The 20,204-nt window shown below is 53.7% G+C and carries 19 protein-coding genes; 5 read left to right on the top strand and 14 right to left on the bottom strand.

What is annotated here, in order from left to right:
- Positions 1-24 precede the first annotated feature (24 nt).
- From prc to ACSHSR_RS09460, 4 genes are all read right to left on the bottom strand, one after another.
- Entirely contained in the window at positions 25-2,088 is a 2,064-nt protein-coding gene (gene prc / locus ACSHSR_RS09475; protein ID WP_479631446.1) for a carboxy terminal-processing peptidase, read from the bottom strand.
- A 30-nt stretch (positions 2,089-2,118) separates the two neighbouring features.
- Positions 2,119-2,778, bottom strand: coding sequence for an RNA chaperone ProQ (gene proQ / locus ACSHSR_RS09470; protein ID WP_025011159.1), 660 nt, complete (start codon positions 2,776-2,778; stop codon positions 2,119-2,121).
- Between the two features lie 263 nt (positions 2,779-3,041).
- Positions 3,042-3,500: a GAF domain-containing protein gene (locus ACSHSR_RS09465; RefSeq protein WP_044734609.1), complete on the bottom strand. Its 459-nt coding sequence runs from the start codon at positions 3,498-3,500 to the stop codon at positions 3,042-3,044.
- A gap of 13 nt (positions 3,501-3,513) precedes the next feature.
- On the bottom strand, positions 3,514-3,801 hold the full coding sequence (locus tag ACSHSR_RS09460) for a YebG family protein (RefSeq protein WP_025011161.1): 288 nt from the start codon (positions 3,799-3,801) through the stop codon (positions 3,514-3,516).
- Between the two features lie 196 nt (positions 3,802-3,997).
- Between ACSHSR_RS09460 and ACSHSR_RS09455 the strand changes: the two genes are divergently transcribed.
- Genes ACSHSR_RS09455 through ACSHSR_RS09445 form a run of 3 tightly spaced genes read left to right on the top strand, consistent with a single transcriptional unit; the run spans position 3,998 to position 7,872 of the window.
- Entirely contained in the window at positions 3,998-4,645 is a 648-nt protein-coding gene (locus ACSHSR_RS09455; RefSeq protein WP_037437264.1) for a paraquat-inducible protein A, read from the top strand.
- Positions 4,635-5,273, top strand: coding sequence for a paraquat-inducible protein A (locus tag ACSHSR_RS09450; protein WP_025887715.1), 639 nt, complete (start codon positions 4,635-4,637; stop codon positions 5,271-5,273). The genes ACSHSR_RS09455 and ACSHSR_RS09450 overlap by 11 nt, the downstream gene beginning before the upstream one ends.
- Positions 5,251-7,872, top strand: a complete 2,622-nt coding sequence (locus tag ACSHSR_RS09445; RefSeq protein ID WP_208221892.1) for a PqiB family protein — start codon at positions 5,251-5,253, stop codon at positions 7,870-7,872. The genes ACSHSR_RS09450 and ACSHSR_RS09445 overlap by 23 nt, the downstream gene beginning before the upstream one ends.
- 62 nt (positions 7,873-7,934) lie before the next feature.
- Here ACSHSR_RS09445 and ACSHSR_RS09440 read toward each other — a convergent pair whose 3' ends face one another.
- Positions 7,935-9,161: a nucleoside recognition domain-containing protein gene (locus ACSHSR_RS09440; protein ID WP_479631445.1), complete on the bottom strand. Its 1,227-nt coding sequence runs from the start codon at positions 9,159-9,161 to the stop codon at positions 7,935-7,937.
- A gap of 71 nt (positions 9,162-9,232) precedes the next feature.
- Between ACSHSR_RS09440 and rsmF the strand changes: the two genes are divergently transcribed.
- The gene (gene rsmF, locus ACSHSR_RS09435) at positions 9,233-10,636 is read left to right on the top strand and encodes a 16S rRNA (cytosine(1407)-C(5))-methyltransferase RsmF (protein WP_479631444.1); all 1,404 of its coding nucleotides are present in this window, start codon (positions 9,233-9,235) and stop codon (positions 10,634-10,636) included.
- Positions 10,637-11,005: 369 nt separating this feature from the next.
- Here rsmF and ACSHSR_RS09430 read toward each other — a convergent pair whose 3' ends face one another.
- From ACSHSR_RS09430 to apbC, 9 genes are read right to left on the bottom strand one after another with little or no spacing between them, the layout of a single operon-like run.
- Entirely contained in the window at positions 11,006-11,794 is a 789-nt protein-coding gene (locus ACSHSR_RS09430) for a TatD family hydrolase (RefSeq protein ID WP_025011163.1), read from the bottom strand.
- Positions 11,795-11,838: 44 nt separating this feature from the next.
- Positions 11,839-12,165 carry a PilZ domain-containing protein gene (locus tag ACSHSR_RS09425; RefSeq protein WP_025011164.1) on the bottom strand — a complete coding sequence of 109 codons (327 nt, stop codon included), beginning with the start codon at positions 12,163-12,165 and terminating at the stop codon, positions 11,839-11,841.
- A gap of 10 nt (positions 12,166-12,175) precedes the next feature.
- Positions 12,176-13,087, bottom strand: a complete 912-nt coding sequence (gene holB, locus ACSHSR_RS09420) for a DNA polymerase III subunit delta' (RefSeq protein ID WP_144161011.1) — start codon at positions 13,085-13,087, stop codon at positions 12,176-12,178.
- A 25-nt stretch (positions 13,088-13,112) separates the two neighbouring features.
- Positions 13,113-13,745, bottom strand: coding sequence for a dTMP kinase (tmk, locus tag ACSHSR_RS09415; RefSeq protein WP_107004914.1), 633 nt, complete (start codon positions 13,743-13,745; stop codon positions 13,113-13,115).
- Positions 13,745-14,752, bottom strand: a complete 1,008-nt coding sequence (gene mltG, locus ACSHSR_RS09410; protein WP_054745560.1) for an endolytic transglycosylase MltG — start codon at positions 14,750-14,752, stop codon at positions 13,745-13,747. Before mltG ends, tmk begins: the two co-directional genes overlap by 1 nt.
- Positions 14,749-15,582 carry an aminodeoxychorismate lyase gene (gene pabC, locus ACSHSR_RS09405; RefSeq protein WP_413735730.1) on the bottom strand — a complete coding sequence of 278 codons (834 nt, stop codon included), beginning with the start codon at positions 15,580-15,582 and terminating at the stop codon, positions 14,749-14,751. The genes mltG and pabC overlap by 4 nt, the downstream gene beginning before the upstream one ends.
- Positions 15,583-15,596: 14 nt before the next feature.
- Positions 15,597-16,178 (bottom strand): dCTP deaminase, encoded by a 582-nt coding sequence (gene dcd, locus ACSHSR_RS09400; RefSeq protein ID WP_028781440.1) that lies wholly within the window; start codon positions 16,176-16,178, stop codon positions 15,597-15,599.
- A 30-nt stretch (positions 16,179-16,208) separates the two neighbouring features.
- The gene (gene udk / locus ACSHSR_RS09395) at positions 16,209-16,847 is read right to left on the bottom strand and encodes a uridine kinase (protein ID WP_025887708.1); all 639 of its coding nucleotides are present in this window, start codon (positions 16,845-16,847) and stop codon (positions 16,209-16,211) included.
- Between the two features lie 12 nt (positions 16,848-16,859).
- On the bottom strand, positions 16,860-17,975 hold the full coding sequence (apbC, locus tag ACSHSR_RS09390; RefSeq protein ID WP_144217002.1) for an iron-sulfur cluster carrier protein ApbC: 1,116 nt from the start codon (positions 17,973-17,975) through the stop codon (positions 16,860-16,862).
- A 159-nt stretch (positions 17,976-18,134) separates the two neighbouring features.
- Between apbC and metG the strand changes: the two genes are divergently transcribed.
- Entirely contained in the window at positions 18,135-20,165 is a 2,031-nt protein-coding gene (gene metG / locus ACSHSR_RS09385) for a methionine--tRNA ligase (protein WP_208135838.1), read from the top strand.
- Positions 20,166-20,204 lie beyond the last annotated feature (39 nt).

Genomic DNA, 20,204 nt, shown 5'->3' with positions numbered 1-20,204 from the left:
TTTTTATGTTTCCTGGAGCCAGCATCAATTTGCGCTGTTTTTTGCCAATCTCTGATAGTCCACCATATCCAGAGTGATATAGACGGCTTCATCGAGGAAGGCATCCGGAGTCTCGATTTTCTTCTCGTCTTCGGAGACATTTTCATCATCATCCAGAGACTTCAAGGGTTCGAGACCATGGTCAACCCGACGTTCGTTGAGGCGGGCCAACTGTTTCTGATCGTCCTTATCCCGCTCGGCCAAGCGCTCACTTTCCACCAGAGAAACACTCTTCTCTTTATGGTGTTTCTTGAACTCGCCGATGTCCTGCAGTATATAACCGAACTCGACGTCCTGCTTAATCCGACTCTCGTGGCGTTTCGCAAGATTGCTGACCATCTCTGCGCCGATTTCACCCAAAGGCTGGTACTTGGCTACAGGCACCTTATCCCATGGCAGTGCATTGTCTTCTTCCGCCTCACCATATTCCCCCGGCTCCAACGCACTGGGGAACGGAATATCCGGAGTCACACCTTTCAACTGAGTGCTGCCACCATTAATACGGTAGAACTTGGCTATGGTGTACTGCACATGGCCAACCGGCTTTTCATACAGGTCGTAGATACGGCCAAGGCTCTTGTGCTGCTGCACTGTGCCTTTACCGAAGGTAGACTCACCGATAATCAAGGCGCGGCCATAATCCTGCAGCGCAGCGGCAAAAATTTCCGATGCCGAGGCCGAGTAACGGTCAACCATCACTGTGAGTGGACCGTCATAATAGCTCTTGCCGTCGTTGTCGCGGTTTTCGCTGATGCGACCGTTGGCGTCACGAATTTGCACCACAGGCCCCTGATCGATAAACAGCCCGGTAAGCAAAGTCGCTTCGGTCAAGGCGCCACCACCGTTACCACGCAAGTCAATAATCACACCTTCAACCTTGGCTTCATTGAGTGTTTGCAACTCCTTGGCCACATCGCGGGATAAGTCCATATAGAAGCCGGGGATCTGGATAACACCAATTTTACGCTGAGCGTAAGGACCGGTTTCCGGCTCGACTATCTTGGAAGTCGCCGCCCTGTCTTCGAGACGAATTTTGTCCCGCACCACAGTCACATTGATGGGTTTGGCATTGGAGCCGCCTTTCTTGGGCAGCACCTGCAGAGTCACCTTGCTACCTTTAGGGCCTTTGATCAGGTCGACTACATCATCCAGACGCCAGCCGATAACATCGACCATCTCCTTGCCTTCCTGACCTACACCGACAATTCTGTCTTCAGGCGCCAGCTTCTCACTCAGCGCAGCAGGACCACCGGCCACCAGACTCTTGATAACTGTGTAGTCATCTTCCATCTGCAATACGGCGCCTATCCCTTCCAGGCTCAGGTTCATCTCCATCTGGAAACGTTCGGCATTACGGGGAGACAGGTAACTGGTGTGCGGCTCGACACTGCGGGCAAATGCATTCATCAGCCCCTGGAACACGTCTTCACTGTTGGTTTGCTTCAAGCGTTTGATGGCGTTGTTGTAGCGCTTACCCAGCACATCAACAATCTCCGGCCACTCTTTACCGGTCAGCTTGAGGTTGAGGGCATCGTACTTGACCCGCTGACGCCACAGCTCGTTGAGCTCGGCCTCGTCTTTGGGCCAGGCGGCATCTTTACGATCAAAGACATAAGCATCGCCGGCCTGATTAAAGTCAATCTCTTTGTCGAGCAGACTCAAGGCATAGGCAAAACGCTCGTAACGGCGCTGCTGCACCAGATCGTACATCTTGTACGCCGGTTCCAGATCGCCGCTGCGTACCATATCGTCAAACTGATTGGCATAAACCTTAAAACTGTCGATATCGCTCTGCAACAATACATTGCGGCGGTAGTCGAGTTGTTCAAGAAAGCGTTTGAAGATCTGCTGTGAGAAGGCATCATCCAGATCGAATCTGTGATAATGGGAGCGACTGAACAGGCCGGTTATCCGTTTACTGGCAACCTTGTGTTGCGGCTCCTGTTGCAAATGGGGTAACTCGCTGACCGGGACTGCCGGTGAGATAGCCAGCGCCTGGGCTCCCATAAAGACACTGGCGATCGATGCAGCAAGAATAAATTTTCGCATCAGCAAGTTACTCCTTTCTATTTGATGATTTTACAGCAGAATATGTTCCACGCGGACCTTAACTGACAGGCCGGAATCCAGTTGGACGTGAACATCTTCTTTATTGATGTCGAGGATCACACCGGCTACCGGTGTCATACCCAATTTGACATTCACTCGCTGTGAAGGTTTCAGCTCTTCCAATACGGCTGGTACCAATTCCACGGCTGGAGCGGCAGGCTTGCCAGGCTTACGGGCCGCCTTTTTATCGCTGCGTGGGCGCTCGTTGCGGGGCTTGTCCCCTTGAGGACGAGGCTTACGCGCAGGCTTGGCTTTTTTGGCTTCACCTTCTTTGGCTGGCTCGGCAGCACGGCGGGCCTTGGCTTTTTCCTGACTCTCTTTCAGCGTCGCCTTGGCATGTTCAATATGCTCTGGGTCCAGTTCGCCGCAAGGGTTACCATCGAGATCCACCCTCTGAGCGCCTTCCTTGATGCACTTCAGATAGCGCCAACTGTTGGTGTAGCGTCTCAGGGCGACCCTAAGTTGGGTCTTACTGACTTTGGAATCATCAGCCAACCTTTCAGCCAAATCCTGAAACAGTCCTATCTTCAGTGGTTTGGTTTCTCCTTCGGCAATAAAGCACAAAGGGAATGTTTCATACAAATACGCCAGAATAGCGTTGGTGTCGGTCAACTTTTCTGTTGATTCCATCATTACTTCCACAGTTAACAGGGGACGTCAGTGGTCAGTTAGGTCTGCTGTACTCACGGCGTCGTTCATCTTCGTTAACCCCTTGGGGGATAACGTACAAATTAGCATGCATTCGGCCATTGCCAAAGGCATTACACAAAACTTAACATTTCAGCCTGATACGGCCAAGCACCACAAACGGTCATTTGGCCCTCAAAGCGGCCGCCTATTATAAGCTGCACGCGCCTTAAAGCGACCACCAATTGTGGCAGATTGTACGGGAATTAACCAAATAAGCACTTTTCCAGACTCTGCACCAGGGTCTCCAGCCCGGTTTGATCCTCTTTATCGAAGCGCGACAGGCTGGGACTGTCGATATCCAGCACGGCAATCAGTTCGCCCTTTTGGTAAACAGGGATCACAATTTCAGAGTTGCTGGCGGCATCACAGGCGATATGTCCGGCAAACTGATGTACATCCTCAACCAACTGAGTCTCGGCCTTGGCGGCCGCGGTGCCACAGACACCTTTACCCATTGGAATTCGGGTACAGGCCAGTTTCCCTTGAAAGGGCCCAAGCACCAGTTGCTCACCCTTGAGCAGATAGAAGCCCACCCAATTGATGTCTTCAAGGTGTTCATTCAGCAAAGCTGAGAAATTGGCCATGGCACAAATGACATCGTCTTCACCGGCAAACAGTGCCTGTACCTGACGGTTGAGCGTATCGTAAAACTGAGCTTTCATCTGTATTCCCGGGTTATGCCTTTTCTGGTTCTGTCTTCTTCTTACTGCTCTTGGCGGGGGCCGGTGCTTTTACCGGGGCGCCCTTGAGCAGATTCGCCAGTGTATCTTTATGAGAAGCTAAATAAAAAGCAAGTTTTTCCGCTGTATTATCATCCAGTTCCAATTCACTGGCTTGAATAAAGGGGATTAAGTTATCCGCGATGTCGAGCATCTTATCGTAGGCGTCTGCCTCCTTCTTAGATGTAAATGTCATCTTCTCAACCCCTTCTCTGACCACAACGTACTGAGTTATAACGGCCATGACCTTCCTCACACTGTTTAAATATACAGTACATAGAGTGACATAAAATGCGCTATAGATGCAAGAGACGCGCTCTTTCTGATAGTATTTGCGAGTTTGTTTTGTCGATTAACTCCAATGGACCCACGCGCAACGCAGTTAGTGTGTTGACGACTAAGTTTGGGTCACCATGGCCAGAACAGGACATATCCAGCATTTGAAAGCTTATACTCCAAGCGACAACAAACCGGACTGCAGCATAGTGCTCTGCCGCGCCTGTGATTTGGCTGTGAGTAAACGCGCCTTGCCCTCCGGCGTCAGAGCGCTTTGTCCCAGATGCCATACAGCGCTTTATGATGCGCCCTATTGTTCTATCAATGGCATGCTGGCGTTATGTATCAGTGCCCTGCTGTTTTATCTGCCCGCCATGCTGCTACCTGTATTGGAAATGCACTTTCTCGGCAGTGTCAGAACCACGACCGCATACCAAGGTGCCCTGGCGGTAATTGACCAAGGTTATTGGATAGTGGGGATTGCCGTATTGGTGGCGGCAGTAATAGCCCCAGGAGTACTCAATCTGTCGATTTTTGTTCAGGTACTGATCATCAAGACAGGTCTGGTGCAGCATCACTTCTGGCGAGGGGTTCTCACCTGGTTGCTCAAGAAGCAAGGCCTGCTGTCGCAAATGACCATGCTGGAAATTTATGTGATCAGTTTCCTGGTTTCCGCCTTTCAGTTGTCCGACTTCTCCGATGTTTACTTTGGCATGGGAACCTTTTGTTTTACCATGCTGTTTTTGGTGACTCTCTTCCTGCAGCGCGAATATAACCTGGAGCATATGTGGAGTTTTCTCGATGAAAGCTAGAAAGCAGATCCAGGGCAAAGACATGGGCCTGTGCACCTGCCCTGCCTGCAAGAAACTCAACCTGATAGAGGATGAGTACTGCAGCCGCTGCCAAAACCCACTCAGGCTAAGGGACGAAACCAGTCTGCAAAAAAGCTGGGCCTTGCTGATCACGGCGGCCATCTTGTTGATCCCGGCCAACATCTATCCCATTACCATGCTCACCAAACAGGGCAAGGTTACCTACGACACCATTTTTTCCGGCATCACCCATCTGGTACAGTCGGACATGTTACCCATCGCCATCATAGTCTTTACCGCCAGTATTCTGGTGCCCTGGCTGAAGATTATCGGCCTGGCTTTCTATCTGACGGCGATCAGTTTCAACCTGCCTATCCCCAAACGGCCACTGATGGCCGGGTTTCATATCATAGAATGGATTGGACGCTGGTCTATGCTGGATCTGTTTGTCATATCCATTACCGTTGCCCTGGTTAATATGGGGCAATTGCTGGACGCCAAGCCGGCGCCGGCAGCAACTGCGTTTGCCTTGGTCATCCTCTTTACCCAACTTGCGGCCAAGGTGTTGGACACACGTTTACTTTGGGATCAACTGGACACAGAAGATGACGCAAATCGAAAAGCCTAAAATAGTCAAAAAGAAGCTTTTTTCCCCCATCTGGCTGTTACCTATAGTGGCGTTGGCCTTGGGCGCTTGGCTGGGGCTGAAGAGCATCAAGGAATCCGGCATTGAGGTGCGGATCCACTTCCCCAGTGCCAGTGGTATGGACGTAGGCAAGACACTGGTGCGCTATCAGGGCCTGACCGTCGGCAAGGTGGTGGATATCTCCATTGATGAAGAGCTGCAGGGCGTTAACGTCGATGTATTGATGGACTACCGTGCCGAGCCCTTCCTCAGGGATGAAACCAAGTTCTGGCTGGTGACCCCCAAGGCATCCATCACAGGTGTCGAAGGTTTGGATGCCTTGTTTTCAGGAAACTATATAGGCATTCAACCCGGAGACGGCGATTCACGTTACCGCTACGAGGCCGAGCGCTCTGCCCCGGCCGTGCTGCCCAGTAACGATGGCTTAGTAGTTGAACTGAGCGCCGATCGCCTCGGCTCACTGGATGTGGGCTCTCCGGTATTCTATCGCCAGGTACCGGTTGGCAGTGTGGTCAGCTATCGACTCGACAACAGTGACAAGCTGCAGCTGAGTGCCTTTATTCAGGAGCAATATGCCTATCTGGTCAAGAAAGATTCCCGCTTTTGGAATGTCTCCGGCATAGAGATCAACGCCTCACTTTCCGGCGTTAAGGTCAGCGCAGAGAGCCTGGCGGCGATACTCGCCGGCGGCATCAACTTTGATTCCCCCGAAAGCTCAAAGAACGCAGTAAACGGCGATAGTTTCACCCTATATGACAATGAAACAGAAGCCAGTGGCGGCGCCAGCTTTATTCTGTCGGCAAAAAACGCCGATGGCCTCAACAAGGGCAGCCCCATTCTCTACCGCGGTTTGCCTATAGGGGAAATCGAAGAGATAGTGCTGGCCGATGACGGCGTGGCGCTGCATGCCCGCCTGGACGCCCCCTACTCGAGTCTTTTGACCGGCACGGCGCAGTTTTGGCGTGAAGGCGCCGAGCTGTCACTGTCAGGCATAAAACACCCGGGCCGATTGCTGAGCGGCGATGCCATCGCCTTTCTCCCGGGTACGGGCGAGGCCCAAACCCGTTACGCCTTGGCCGAGCAGGCGCCGGAACTCAGCAAGGCCAAGGCGCTAAAGATAACGCTTAGAGCCGATGAAAACCCCGGCATCAGCCCAGATGCCGAGCTGAGGTACAAGAAGATCGCCATAGGCAAGGTCACTTCAGTTGCCCTGAGTCAGGACTTTAACTCGGTAGAATACCAGGCCGAGGTGTTGCCCGAGTTTGCCCCGCTGCTGACCCAAGGCAGTGACTTCATCGCCGAAGCCGCGCTGGACTTCAACGCCTCACTGGACGGAGTCAGCCTCAAGAGCGGCGATTTTACGACCCTGACCAAGGGCAGTGTCAGCTTAAGACGCGGCCAAAGCCGCAAGGGCGCCGATCTTTCCAAGCCGTTGCCGCTGTTTGCCTCGAGTGCCGAGGCCGGCCACTATTACCAAGGCATGGAGCAGCTCAACTGGCAGCTCTACAGCGATGATGGCGCCGACTTGAGCCCAGGCGCACCTGTCTACTACAAGAAGATGCAGATAGGACAGGTGAAACAGGTCAGCTGGCAGAGCCAGGATGACAGATTTGCCATTGCGCTCGCCATAGACCATACCTTTGCGCCCCTGCTCAAACCCAATGCCGTGTTTTGGCGCAACCAGGCGGTGTCAATCGATGCCGGGCTTTCGGGAGTCAAGCTGGATGTCGCGCCGCTGGCCGGTGCCATCAAGGGCAGTATCAGTTTGGGCTTTTTGGAGCAAGGCGAGCCCAACAATAAGCAGCTTTATGCTTCCGAGTCACTGGCGCGCAATCAAGCCGTTGCCATTGGGCTGAGTTTCCCGGCCAGTGCCACTATCAAACCAGGTGCCGCTATCCGCTATCAGGGTCATCAGATAGGTGAAGTCACCCGGGTAACCTTGAGTGACGATCTCAACAGCCAGCAACTCAGTGCCTTCCTCTATGGCCGCTATGCCGAGCCGTTTCTCAAAAGCGATAGTCGCTTCAGCCTGGTCAATGCCGAAATATCCCTTAAGGGCATAAAGGCACCGGAAACCCTGCTGACCGGCGCCTATATCAGTGCTCTTCCCGGCCAGGCCAGCAAAGTGAGCCGGCAGTTCAACGGCCAAGTACATACGGCGGTAGCCCCAGAGGCCGATGCGCTGCAACTGGTGCTGAGCAAGGCCAGCCTGGGCTCGGTCAACATAGGCACAGGGATCTTCTTTCGCGGCATTCAAATTGGCGATGTAACCAGCTATCGACTGGCGCCCAAGGGCGATGAAGTCTGGATCCAGACCCAAATTGCTGCGCCTTATCGGCATCTTATCAACCAGAGCAGCAGGTTCTACGACTTGTCCGGTATTCGGGTCGATTTGGGGCTGTTTTCCGGAGCCCAAATCGAAACCGGCTCATTGGAAACCATACTCGCCGGCGGCATAGGAGTGGTCACTGAGCTCGACAATCAAAGCAGCAAACCGCTTGAAAACCAGAGTCTGATGCCACTTCATGACAAACCCGAGCGCGACTGGCTCAACTGGCGCCCAAGACTCAGCCAGCCATAAAACCCAAACGGGGCTCGTCTGAGCCCCGTTTTTTAACTCTGTAATCCTACCTATGTATCGCCTCAGCCATAAAACCAATAGCACACGGCGATAGCAGTGCAGATACCCGCCAGATCGGCAAACAAGCCACAAGCCAGTGCGTGGCGGCCATTGCGGATACCGACGGCACCCAAATACACTGCCAGCACGTAAAAAGTGGTTTCAGTACTACCCTGGAAAATGGCCGCCAGCCTACCGGCAAAAGAATCGACGCCGTAATGGGCCATGGTTTCCAGCATCATGGCTCTGGCGCCTGAGCCGCTCAAAGGCTTCATCAGTGCGGTTGGCAAGGCATCGATAAAGCGGCCATCCATCCCCATATGACTCACCAAAACAGCAATGACACCGAGCAGATAATCCAGCGCGCCGGAGGCGCGCAGTAAGGCTATCGCCAACAGCATGGCCAGCAGATAAGGAATGAGGCGCACCGACTGCTCAAACCCCGACTTGGCGCCTTCAATAAACTCATCGTAAACCGGCACCCGCCTAAGCAGCGCCACCAGCACAAAGGCAAAGATGATCCCCAGCAGCAAACCGTTCCCCAACACGGCGGAGACTTCGCCGATCCGCTCGGCTCCCAGGGTCAACAGGTACATCACTCCGGCACTGAGACCGCCGAGCAGTATTGCGCCATAACCCAGCACCACCCAATCCAGCAAGCGTATCCTTTGCACCAGCGCCACCACACTCAAACCCGCCAGGGTCGAGCCCAGGGTAGAGAGTAAAATCGGCAGGAAAATGTCGGCAGGATCAGCCGCCCCTTGCTGCACCCGGTACAGAAAAACCGTCACGGGTACCAAAGTCACGGAAGAGGTGTTGAGCACCAAAAACAGGATCTGGGCATTGGTGGCGGTCTTCTTGTCGGGGTTCAGGCTTTGCAGATCCGCCATCGCCTTAAGTCCCAATGGTGTGGCGGCATTGTCCAACCCCAGCATATTGGCGGTCAGGTTCATGGTGACGCTGCCATAGGCGGGGTGGCCTCTTGGCACTTCCGGCATCAACTTGCTGAGCAGCGGCTCAAATACCCAGGCGATGGCTGCAACCACTCCGGCTTTTTCCCCAAGGCGCATAAGCCCCATCCACAGGGTCAACACCCCAATCAATCCCAGGGCTATTTCCGCGGCCAATTTGGCGCTGTCAAACATCGCCGTGACAGACTCATTGAGAACGGTCGCATCGCCGCTCATCAAACGCAGCAAAATCGCTCCCAGCGCGATAATAAAGAACAGACTCCAAACCCGGTTCAACACCTAAAACACCCCACAGTCGCCGCGCCCGAGTGTGCTATACTGCCGCCATCCCGGGGTCACCCTTTTTGTTTATGGTTCAATTAAATCAGAATTTTATCAACAGTATCGCCAAGGATCTGCCAGAACATCTCAAGCTCGAGGATTTTATTCACTTTTGCAGCTTACCACTGAGAGCCGCCTTGCGGGTCAACACCCTCAAAATCAGCGTCGATGAATTCCTCTCGCGAATGCGGGCCAAAGGCTGGCAGTTCGAAACCATTCCCTGGTGCCCTGAGGGTTTTTGGTACCAAGCGGGCGATAGCCAACCCGGAAACTGTATCGAACATCAGCAAGGGCTGTTTTACATTCAGGAGGCCAGCTCCATGCTGCCGCCCATGGCGCTGCTGGAGCCTGGAATGGAGCGGGTGCTGGATATGGCCTCGGCGCCGGGCTCCAAGACCACACAAATGGCGGCCATGATGGCCAATGGTGGTGTGCTGATCGCCAACGAATACTCCTCCAGCCGCGTCAAAGTGCTGCATGCCAATCTACAGAGAATGGGGGTCAGCAATACGGCCCTGACCCACTTCGATGCCAGGGTGTTCGGCCAATACCAGTATGAATCCATGGATGCCGTGTTGCTCGATGCCCCCTGTAGCGGTGAAGGCACGGTACGTAAGGATCCGGATGCCCTCAAACACTGGGATCCACAGGAGATAGCCGACATTGCCGCCACTCAAAGGGATTTGATAGATTCCGCCTTTCTGGCACTTAAGCCAGGCGGGGTAATGGTGTACTCCACCTGTACCCTCAACAGCCAGGAAAACCAGGCCGTACTGCAACACCTCAAGCAAAAATATGGCACTGCGGTGGCCTTTGAGTCACTTGAGTCACTGTTTGCCGGGGCGGAAAAAGCCTGCACTGCCGAGGGCTTTCTGCATATTTGGCCGCAAATCTATGACAGCGAAGGTTTCTTTGTTGCCAAGGTGCGTAAGCTGAGTTCAGTGGCGCGCGAAAGCGATGAACCCAAACGGCAGAAGCAGTTTCCGTTCAGCCCCGCCAGTGCCAAACAGCAACAGGCCATCGCCGCCGAGCTGCAGCGGTTGCTCGGCAAAACACTTCCCGAAGGCAGCCTCTGGATCCGGGATCAGGAGTACTGGCTGTTTCCCAGCGGCTTTGAGCCCTTTATCGGCAAGATGCGTTATCAGCGTATCGGTCTTAAGCTCGCCGATGACAGTAAGCATGGGTTGAAACTGCGCCATGAAGGCTTAATGGCCTTGGGAGTAACCGCCGACAAGGGTTATGAAGTTACAGAGCCTGAGGCTCAGGCTTATCTGATGGGCCGGGATATCGCGCTTGATGGCAGTGAAAAGGCCCGTGGTGAGCGGGTATTGACCTGGGGCGGGCAAGTGCTGGGGTTGGGTAAACATCTGGGCAACCGGCTGAAGAACAACTTGCCGCGGGAGCTGGTCAAAGACAAGATCTGCCTATCCTGAAAGCCTTGGCCGTCCTGAAAGCATTAGGTAAACGCCGCTGCAGACACGCCTTCGATTAAACTTGCCTGAATGCTTAAAAGAGTGGCTTGTTAAGTCATTCTTTTAAGTGCCCTTACTTAAATCGACCTCTATTTTTGTTATATCTTATATTAATTGGTGCTAACAAATCTGCCGGCCAAATACCTCTTTTAGCGGCGTTCGGCTAATATTTAGTCAGAGATAGCCAATCCTGTCGGATCTCAACATTAGCGCACGGCTCAACCATGAGCCATTCCCCTAGGCCCAAAACAATTGGAATAGTTTTGGGCCTTTTTTTATCTGCAGCTTTTTTGCAGATGACCAGTGGCTGGATATCCCTAAGCCTCTAGCCTATCTTGCCGCAAGTTTGGCCGCATCCTTGAACAGGGTAAAAAAGTTGTCTGTGGTGTACTGGGCCAACTCTTCAAAGGACTCACCTCTGAGCTCGGCAACAAACTCGGCGACATCACGAACAAAGGCCGGCTGATTCTCTTTTCCCCGATGAGGCACGGGTGCCAGATAAGGCGAATCGGTTTCGACCAGCAACCTGTCTTTGGGGATTTTACGGATAACACTTCTTAGCTCACCGGCATTTTTAAAGCTGACGATACCAGAAACCGAAATATAAAAGCCCAGATCCATAGCCGCCTTGGCCATTTCCCAGTTCTCGGTAAAGCAGTGCAGTACCCCGCCGCACTGTTCGGCGCCACCGTTCTTCAGTATGGCTATGGTGTCTTCTCTGGCATCCCGGGTGTGAACAATCAAAGGCTTGGCCACTTCTCTGGCCAGTGCCACTTGCTGCTCAAAGCATTGTTGCTGCAATGCCTTGGTATCATCGGCATAGAAATAATCCAGCCCTGTCTCGCCAATGGCCACGACTTTCGGGTCGGCGGCATAACGCTTGAGTTCATTGAGATCCAATCCCTCTTTCACATCCAAAGGATGCACCCCGGATGACAGGAACACCTGCTCAAACCCGGCGACTTTGGCCTTCATCTCTGCAAAACCTTTTTGCCGGACATTGACACAAAGAAAATAGTCTACCCCCCGAGCCTTGGCGGCATCGAGCAACTGACTGAGGCTTTCGGGATCCGGCGCGGCTTTGAGGCGATCGAGATGGCAATGGGAATCAACTAACACTTGGAAATCCACCCACAATTGAAAAGGACGGCAAGGATAGCGCCCTACATAGTGCAGGTCAAATCACCCGAGGCCAGCTCTCTGGAGAGGAGTTTTTCGATATGATGCTTGTGGGATTCGGGATCCGAGAGAATTTTAACCCCTATACCGGCCGGGCGTCCTCCGGAAGCACCGAGCGGGTTGATCCACACCACGACCCCCTGAAACTCATTGACATGAGTCGAGCCCGGCAAACGATAACCTATCTGGATCTCCTGACCGAGGAAATGCCCCTCGGTAGTTGCCACAAACAGGCCCGCTGGCTGAATAAAAGGCATGTAAGCACGATACAACTGGTGCAGGGTGTCAAAATTCACTGTCAGATCGACCATAGGATACTTTTTAAGTTTTCAGTCTCTTATATTCTAAGACATAATTCTGGCAAAGCGCCAAGTAGTTGACACTCGGCATCTGGCTCAGACGATTACAGGTATCCATCACCTTGGCAGCCAGGGTCGCTATTCGCGCCCGCAGCAAGGGGTCCTCCCCTTCGGTGGTTAACAGCTCTCTATGTAACACCAAGTATAAAACTCTAAGTACATCAGAGATTTGTTCTTCACCTACTGTTAACAAACTAGCACACAGATGGCCCGTTAACAAACTGGCGCGCCAATCGCGGCGATAATCCAATAAGGTCTGGTATCTGCCAGACTGCAAAACCTCTGCCAACTTTAGCGGCCCGCCGACGACGGGCAAACACCAGGTAACATCGGCCGGCAGCGGCAATTGCTGCGCCAGCCAGGACTGAATGGCACTATTGTCCGGCAGTTTTACCTGCACTCTCTGACAACGACTGGATATGGTCGGCAGCAGCCCGGCGGTGCTGTCGGTCTGTAGAATAATCAGCGTCCCCTGCCCCGGCTCTTCCAGGGTTTTCAGCAGGGCATTGGCCGCAGCTTGATTGAGGCGCTCACTTTGGGCGATAAGCGCCACACGCCGCCCACCTTGCTGCGCCGTGGAGGTGAGGTCCTGACAAAGCGCCCGCACCTGATCCACTTTTATCTGTTTACCATCGGCTTCGAGAAGATGAAAATCGGGATGGTTACCGGCGAGCACCAGCTGGCAGCTCTTGCAATGACCGCACTCTCCCCGAGCTGTGGGTTCGCTGCACAGGGCCGCCGCGGCTATCTCTTCGGCTAGCTTCATGCCGCCATAGCCTTGGGAAAGTCCCAGCAGCAACGCATGAGGCATCTGAGCCGAGTGCAGTTGCTGCATAAAACGGGCTTTGGCGTCACTCAACCAGGGCATGTCCATCTTCATCACTCCTTATGCCGCGTGCTTACCAATCTTTGGTTTGCAACACAGCCAGAATATCTTTATGCACTTCGGCCATGCTCTGACTGGCGTCGATAACCGCTATGCTGTCGTCCTGTTGTGCCAGGCTCAGATAGGTGGCACGGGTACGTTCAAAGAAGGCCAGCTCCTGCTGCTCGATTCGATCCAGCTCACCACGGTTGGCGGCGCGGGTTAGCCCAAGGCTTGGCTCTATGTCGAGATACAGGGTCAAGTCCGGTTTAAAATCCCCAAGGGTGGCGGCGCTGACCGCGCTGACCAAGGGCATCAACCCCCGACCACCCCCCTGATAAGCCAGGGACGACAGGTTGTGTCTGTCGCCGAGCACCCAACTGCCCTCGGCCAGCGCCGGCTTGATCACTCGGGCCACCAGCTGCGCCCTGGCGGCATATAGCAGCAGGCATTCAGATTCATCACACAGAGGGTCGCTTGCATCTGCCACCTTCACCAAGTCGCGGATCTTCTCCGCCAACGGGGTGCCACCCGGCTCACGGGTACAGACAGGTGCCCTGCCGGTATGTTTTTCGATAAAGTCTCGCACCAATGCGATGGCACTGGACTTACCGGCGCCTTCCAGGCCCTCGATAACGATAAATTTTGCAGTGGCTTTTTGTGGCATTATCTCTTTCTCTGATACTGGTTCACGGCGCGGTTATGTTCGGCCAGTGTACGGGAAAATACATGACTGCCGTCATTGCGGGAAACGAAGTAGAGATACTCCACGGCTTCCGGGTGTGCGGCCGCCAGCAGGGCTTCCCGCCCGGGCGCGGCAATAGGTGTCGGCGGCAGTCCAAAAATACGGTAGGTGTTAAATGGCGTTTCTTCGCGCAGATCTTTACGGGTGATATTGCCATCAAAGCGCTCACCCATGCCGTAAATGACTGTGGGATCTGTCTGCAAGCGCATGCGTTTTTTCAAGCGATTAACAAATACTGCCGCTATCTTGCCGCGCTCCTCTGCCAGGCCGGTTTCCTTTTCTATGATGGAGGCCAGGATCAAGAGTTCATAGGGACTCTTGAGCGGAATGCTCTGATCCCGCTGCTGCCAGATACTCTCCAGTTGTTGCTGCATCTTGATAAAGCTTTGGGTCAACAACGTATTGAGCTCAGTGCCGGCACGATACTGATAGGTATCCGGGAAAAACTTGCCTTCAGGCAAGCCGCTGCTATCCCCTTGGGCTTCGAGCACATCGATAAACGGCTTGTCGCTGACCTTGAGATGCGCCAAGGTCTGCAGATACGCTTGCCACTCACGAATAGTCTTGCCCTCTACCAGCGTCAGGGTGAAAGTCTTCTCGTCACCGGCCACCAGCCGCTCCAGCAAAGACACAGGTGTGTCGCCGGGTTCAATCTGGTAGAGACCGCTGCGAATAGCAGTCATCTGCGGGTAAAGCTTACCCCAGAGCTTCCAGTGCCAGTCAAACTCCAACAGCTGCTGATTTTGCAGCTCTTGCCCCAACTGGTAAAAGGAGGTGCCTCGTTTCAGCAGTAACTCTCTGGGTTCGTCCAGTTTCAGCTCGGTGACCGCAAAGCGGTTGAGCTCGTTGTAACCCCAAAAGCCGACGCCCAGCGCCAGAGTCATCAGGGTAAACACAAAGGCCAGGGCCGCAACTAAGCATTTTTTCATAATTGGATAGCAAGTGCCTTGCGAAGAGGTGTGCTGCCGGGCCAGAGTTCAAAGCTGTGTTGATCCACAGCAATAACATCGACCAAACCCAACAGGCTGTTACTGATAAAGAGGTGCCGCGCCCGTTGCAGCATCTCTGTGTTGATAGGGCACAGCTGTACATCAATGCCCTGATCGAGCAAGGCCACGATCAACTGCTGTCGCATCACTCCGGAGACACCGCAGTAATTCATGGCCGGTGAATACGCCGTCAGTTTACCTTGTTCATTGGGCAGCAGCAGAAACAGATTGGCCATTGAGGATTCGAGCAGTAAATCGTCGCAATCCAGTACCAACCAATCATCAAAGCCTTCAGGCAATGGCTGCGCCTTGATAAGCACCTGTTCCAGACGGTTGAGATGTTTAATACCGGCAAGCCTAGGCTGTTTGCCAAGCCGGATGGCCGAGGTCTTGAGGGCAATCCCTTTTTGCTGCCAATCTGGGTAATGCGCCGGCAATGGCGCCAGGCTGATGACTTCGGTGATTAAAGCGTCTGCCGGCGGCGTATAACCACGGCCGCCCTCTCCCCGGGTGAGCTGCAACTTAAGGCAGCTATGGGGATTGGCGACGGCGATGCGCTTGAGGCTTGAGCGCAAGGCATCGGATGCCTGCCAGACAAAACCCAAGCGCAGCGCTCCCTGAGTCAAGCGGGCAAGATGCTCGGTCAGAAAGGCTATCTGTCCCTTACCATCCACCGCCATGGTTGCAAACAGGCCATCACCATAGGTAAAGCCCCGATCGCGAACGCAGACGCTATCCTGCTCTTTGCCCTGAACCCAGACGCCTGTCATGCGCAGCCCAGGGCTCAGTCCTGGCTGATCCGACTGGCGACCGCGTCCTGCTGATCGCGATACTTGGCATTCTTGCGGGTGTTGTAGGGTCTGGCCACAGGGCGGGCCAGACGCTCAAAGTTCAGTGCCCCTATGGTCATCATGGGACGAAGTGCCAGCGGTAATTTACCACTGTTGTAAAACTCGAGCACAATCCGCCCCTGCCAGCCCGGATCGATACGATGCGCGGTCACGTGCACCATCAAGCCCAGACGTGCCAGTGATGAGCGGCCATCGAGCCAGCCGACTATGTCGGAAGGCAGATGAACACTCTCATAGGTCACCGCCAGCGCCAGCTCGCCCGGATGCAGAAAGAAGGCTTCGCCATCGGCAATATCAATCTGCTCGCTCATCACTCTATCCAGTGCAGCCTGCACTTCGGCCTTGGGGCCACTGAGATCTATATAAGGCGCAGTGTGATCCTTGAACACCCGAAACTGGTGACCCAGACGCACATCAACACTCACGCCACTGATGGCCTCTATGCCGGGACGGGGATCTATGACTATGCTGCCCTCGTCCAGACATTGTTCAATTTCGATATCAGTTAATCGCATCTCGCCTTCTAGCTCCCTGGATACTTGTAGTTATTTCGCCAGCAAATGCTGGATTCTGGCCTTGAGAATATCGGTGGCAATCCGGTTCTTGCCGCCCCTTGGCACTATGATGTCGGCATACTGCTTTGAGGGTTCGATAAACTGCAGAAACATGGGTCTTACCGTTTTCTGATACTGGCTGATAACAGATTCCATGGTGCGGCCACGCTCGGCCACATCACGGGTCAGACGCCGCAGCAGACAGATATCCAGCGGCGTGTCCATAAACACGCTGGCATCCATCAGTTCACGCAGCTTAGGGTCGGTCAGCAGCAAAATACCTTCGAGAATAATGACCTTTTTAGGGGTCATCTTCAAGGTATCACTGGTGCGGGTATGCTCGGCGTAGCTATAGCAGGGAATATCCACTGCCTGCCCCTGCTTGAGCGCTACCAGGTGAGTACCGAGCAGTTCATGGTCCAACGCCTTGGGATGGTCATAGTTGGTCTTGACCCTCTCGTCCATGGACATATGGCTCTGATCCCGATAGTAGGCATCTTCGTTGATAACCCCTATCTGATCTGTCCCTAAGTCTCGGCATAGCTCTTCAAATATGGTCTTGGCGATCAAACTTTTACCTGACGCCGAAGCCCCTGCTATCCCGATAACGACACACTGTGGCGAATTCATGCTGCTAAAACCTTACTCATCATCTGCTATTGCGATTGAAATACTGCTGTGATTCTTTTGTTTTGCCAGTTGGGCACCCACACGGCGGGCGATATCCCGGTAAATGGCGGCGACTTCACCCTCAGGTGCGGCCACCACAGTCGGCTCACCGTTATCCATATCCTCACGGATATTGATATGCAGAGGTAAGGCGCCCAGCAAAGGCACTTGATAACGTTCGGCTATCTTGCTGCCGCCGTGAGTACCGAAAGGATGCTCTTTATGGCCACAGGCAGGACAGAGATGGAAGCTCATGTTCTCCACGATCCCCAACACAGGGATATTCACCTTCTGGAACATGGTGATGCCCTTCTTGGCATCGGCCAAGGCGATATCCTGAGGCGTAGTGACTATCACGGCGCCGCTGACAGGCACTTTCTGTGACAGGGTCAGTTGGATATCCCCCGTGCCAGGAGGCATGTCAATCATCAGGTAATCGAGCTCAGGCCACTGGGTTTCGTTGAGCAGTTGCGCCAAAGCGCCGGCGGCCATGGGGCCACGCCATACAGCGGCCTGATCATCGGTCAGCATGAAACCTATGCTCTGGGCGCTGATACCATGGGCCGTGGCGGCTGTCATATGCACACCATCAGGGGAAACGGGTCTGAATGTCGGGATCCCCAGCATCAATGGAATGGAGGGGCCATAGATATCGGCATCCAGAATACCCACCCTGGCGCCTTCGGCCGCCAGGGCCAAGGCCAGGTTAACCGCTGTGGTTGACTTACCCACACCGCCCTTGCCGGAAGCAACGGCAATCACCTGCTTCACATTGGGAATAGGCGCAATATTGCCTAAGGCCGAGTAACTGAAAGGCTCAAAGCCAATCTCACACTCCACCTCGTCGATGGCATCGAGCTTGGACAATTCATTGGTCAGCGCGATCACTGTGTCGCGATATTGGGTCTGACAAGGATATGGATACAAGATGGTCAGCAGCAGCCTTTTACCATCCAAATCCAACTTACGAATACAACCGGCATCGACTAAACCCTGGGCCAGGTATGGATCCTGAAACGCATTGAGAATGGCAAGAACCGGACCGAGCAGATCGTCACTGAGACGATAGTCCTGAGAAGCAGAAGACAAAACGCAATCCCCTTTTGATAAATTTGGCCAAGTGTACCAGATAATGATGCGAATATTAGAGTAGAATTAACACACTCATGTCAGGTTTTGATGAAAAAGCCGGATTAATCGGTTAGTATCTATGCCATTCTTTCAGGGCCTAGATTTAACAGAGAAAAGATGGCAACTACACAACGTAAAATCCTTGTTACCAGCGCGCTTCCATATGCCAACGGTCCCATTCACCTGGGCCACATGCTCGAGTACATACAGACAGATATCTGGTCCCGCTTCCAAAAACTTCGTGGCCATGAGTGTCATTATATCTGTGCCGATGATGCCCACGGTACACCTATCATGCTCAAGGCTCAGCAGATGGGGATCCAACCCGAAGAGATGATCGCCAAGGTCAATCAAGAGCATCAGCAGGATTTTGCCGAGTTCAATATTGCCTTTGACAATTACCACAGCACCCACAGCGAAGAGAACCGTCAGCTGGCCAGTGAGATCTACCTCAAACTGCGCGACAACGGTTATATCAAGAGCAAGACTATTTCCCAGCTGTTCGATCCGGAAAAGTCCATGTTCCTGCCGGACAGATTCGTCAAGGGCACCTGCCCCAAGTGTAAGTCTGAAGACCAATACGGCGACAACTGTGACGCCTGTGGCGCCACCTACAGCCCAACCGAGCTGATCAATCCGCGCTCGGCGGTATCCGGTGCCACACCTGTCATGAAAGAGACAGAGCACTTCTTCTTCGATCTGCCCGCCTTTGAAACCATGCTCAAAGAGTGGACCCATTCAGGTTCACTGCAGAGTGAAATGGCCAACAAACTGGATGAATGGTTCGAGCAAGGCCTGCAGCAGTGGGATATCACCCGTGATGCGCCCTACTTTGGCTTTGAGATCCCCGATGCGCCGGGCAAATACTTCTATGTTTGGCTCGATGCGCCTGTGGGCTACATGGGTTCATTCAAAAACCTCTGCGACAAGCGCCCGGAGCTGAACTTTGACGAGTTCTGGAATGCAGACTCAAAGGCCGAGGTGTATCACTTCATCGGCAAAGACATTGTCTATTTCCACAGCCTGTTCTGGCCGGCCATGCTCAAAGGTGCCGGCTACCGTCAGCCAAGCAGTGTCTATGCCCACGGCTATGTCACTGTCAACGGCGCCAAGATGTCCAAGTCCAAGGGCACCTTTATCAAGGCCCGTACTTACCTGGATCATCTGGATCCTGAATATCTGCGCTACTACTACGCCGCCAAGCTCTCCAGCCGTATTGACGATCTGGACCTGAACCTGGAAGACTTTGCCGCCAGAGTCAACTCGGACCTGGTCGGTAAGCTGGTTAACCTGGCGAGCCGCACCGCCGGCTTTATCGTCAAACGTTTTGACGCCAAACTGGCCAAAGTGGAAGACAACAGCCTGGCCGAGTCCTTCCTGGCCAAACAGGAGCTGATCGCCGAGCTTTATGAAGGCCGCGAATACGGCAAGGCGATGCGTGAAATCATGGCGCTGGCCGATGTCGCCAACGCTTACGTTGCCGATGAAGCTCCTTGGCAGTTGGTGAAAAACGAAGAAACCCTGGCCCGCGCCCATCAGGTATGCTCAGTGGCGCTGAATTTGTTCCGTATTCTGGTGACTTATCTCAAGCCGGTACTGCCACGCTTGGCCGCCGATGTTGAAGCCTTCCTCAAGCTGGAGCTCAGCTGGAGCGGCTTGGCACTGGATATGGCCGGTCACCAAATCAACCCGTTCAAGCCCATGATGCAACGCATTGAGCTCGATAAGGTGAATGCCATGGTGGAAGCCTCCAAGGAAAGCCTCAAGGCAACCGAGGACACCCCCAAGGCCAGCGGCCCATTGGCGGATGACCCTATCAGCCCAACCATAGAGTTTGACGACTTTGCCAAGCTGGATCTGCGGATTGCATTGATCAAGAAGGCCGAGCATGTCCCTGAAGCCAACAAGCTGCTGAAGTTACAGCTGGATCTCGGCGGCGAAACCCGTCAGGTATTTGCCGGTATCAAGTCGGCTTATGCCCCGGAAGATCTCGAAGGCAAACTGACAGTAATGGTGGCCAACCTGGCTCCTCGCAAGATGCGCTTTGGCTTGTCTGAAGGTATGGTGCTGGCCGCAGGCCCGGGTGGCAAGGATCTTTGGGTTCTCGAGCCCCATGAAGGCGCTCAACCTGGAATGCGAGTCAAATAAGACTCTTGTAGCATCTATCCCATATCAAAAAGGCCGCAA

The organism is Shewanella sp. VK101, assembly GCF_056497865.1.
This window is presented reverse-complemented; position numbering and strand designations above follow the sequence as displayed.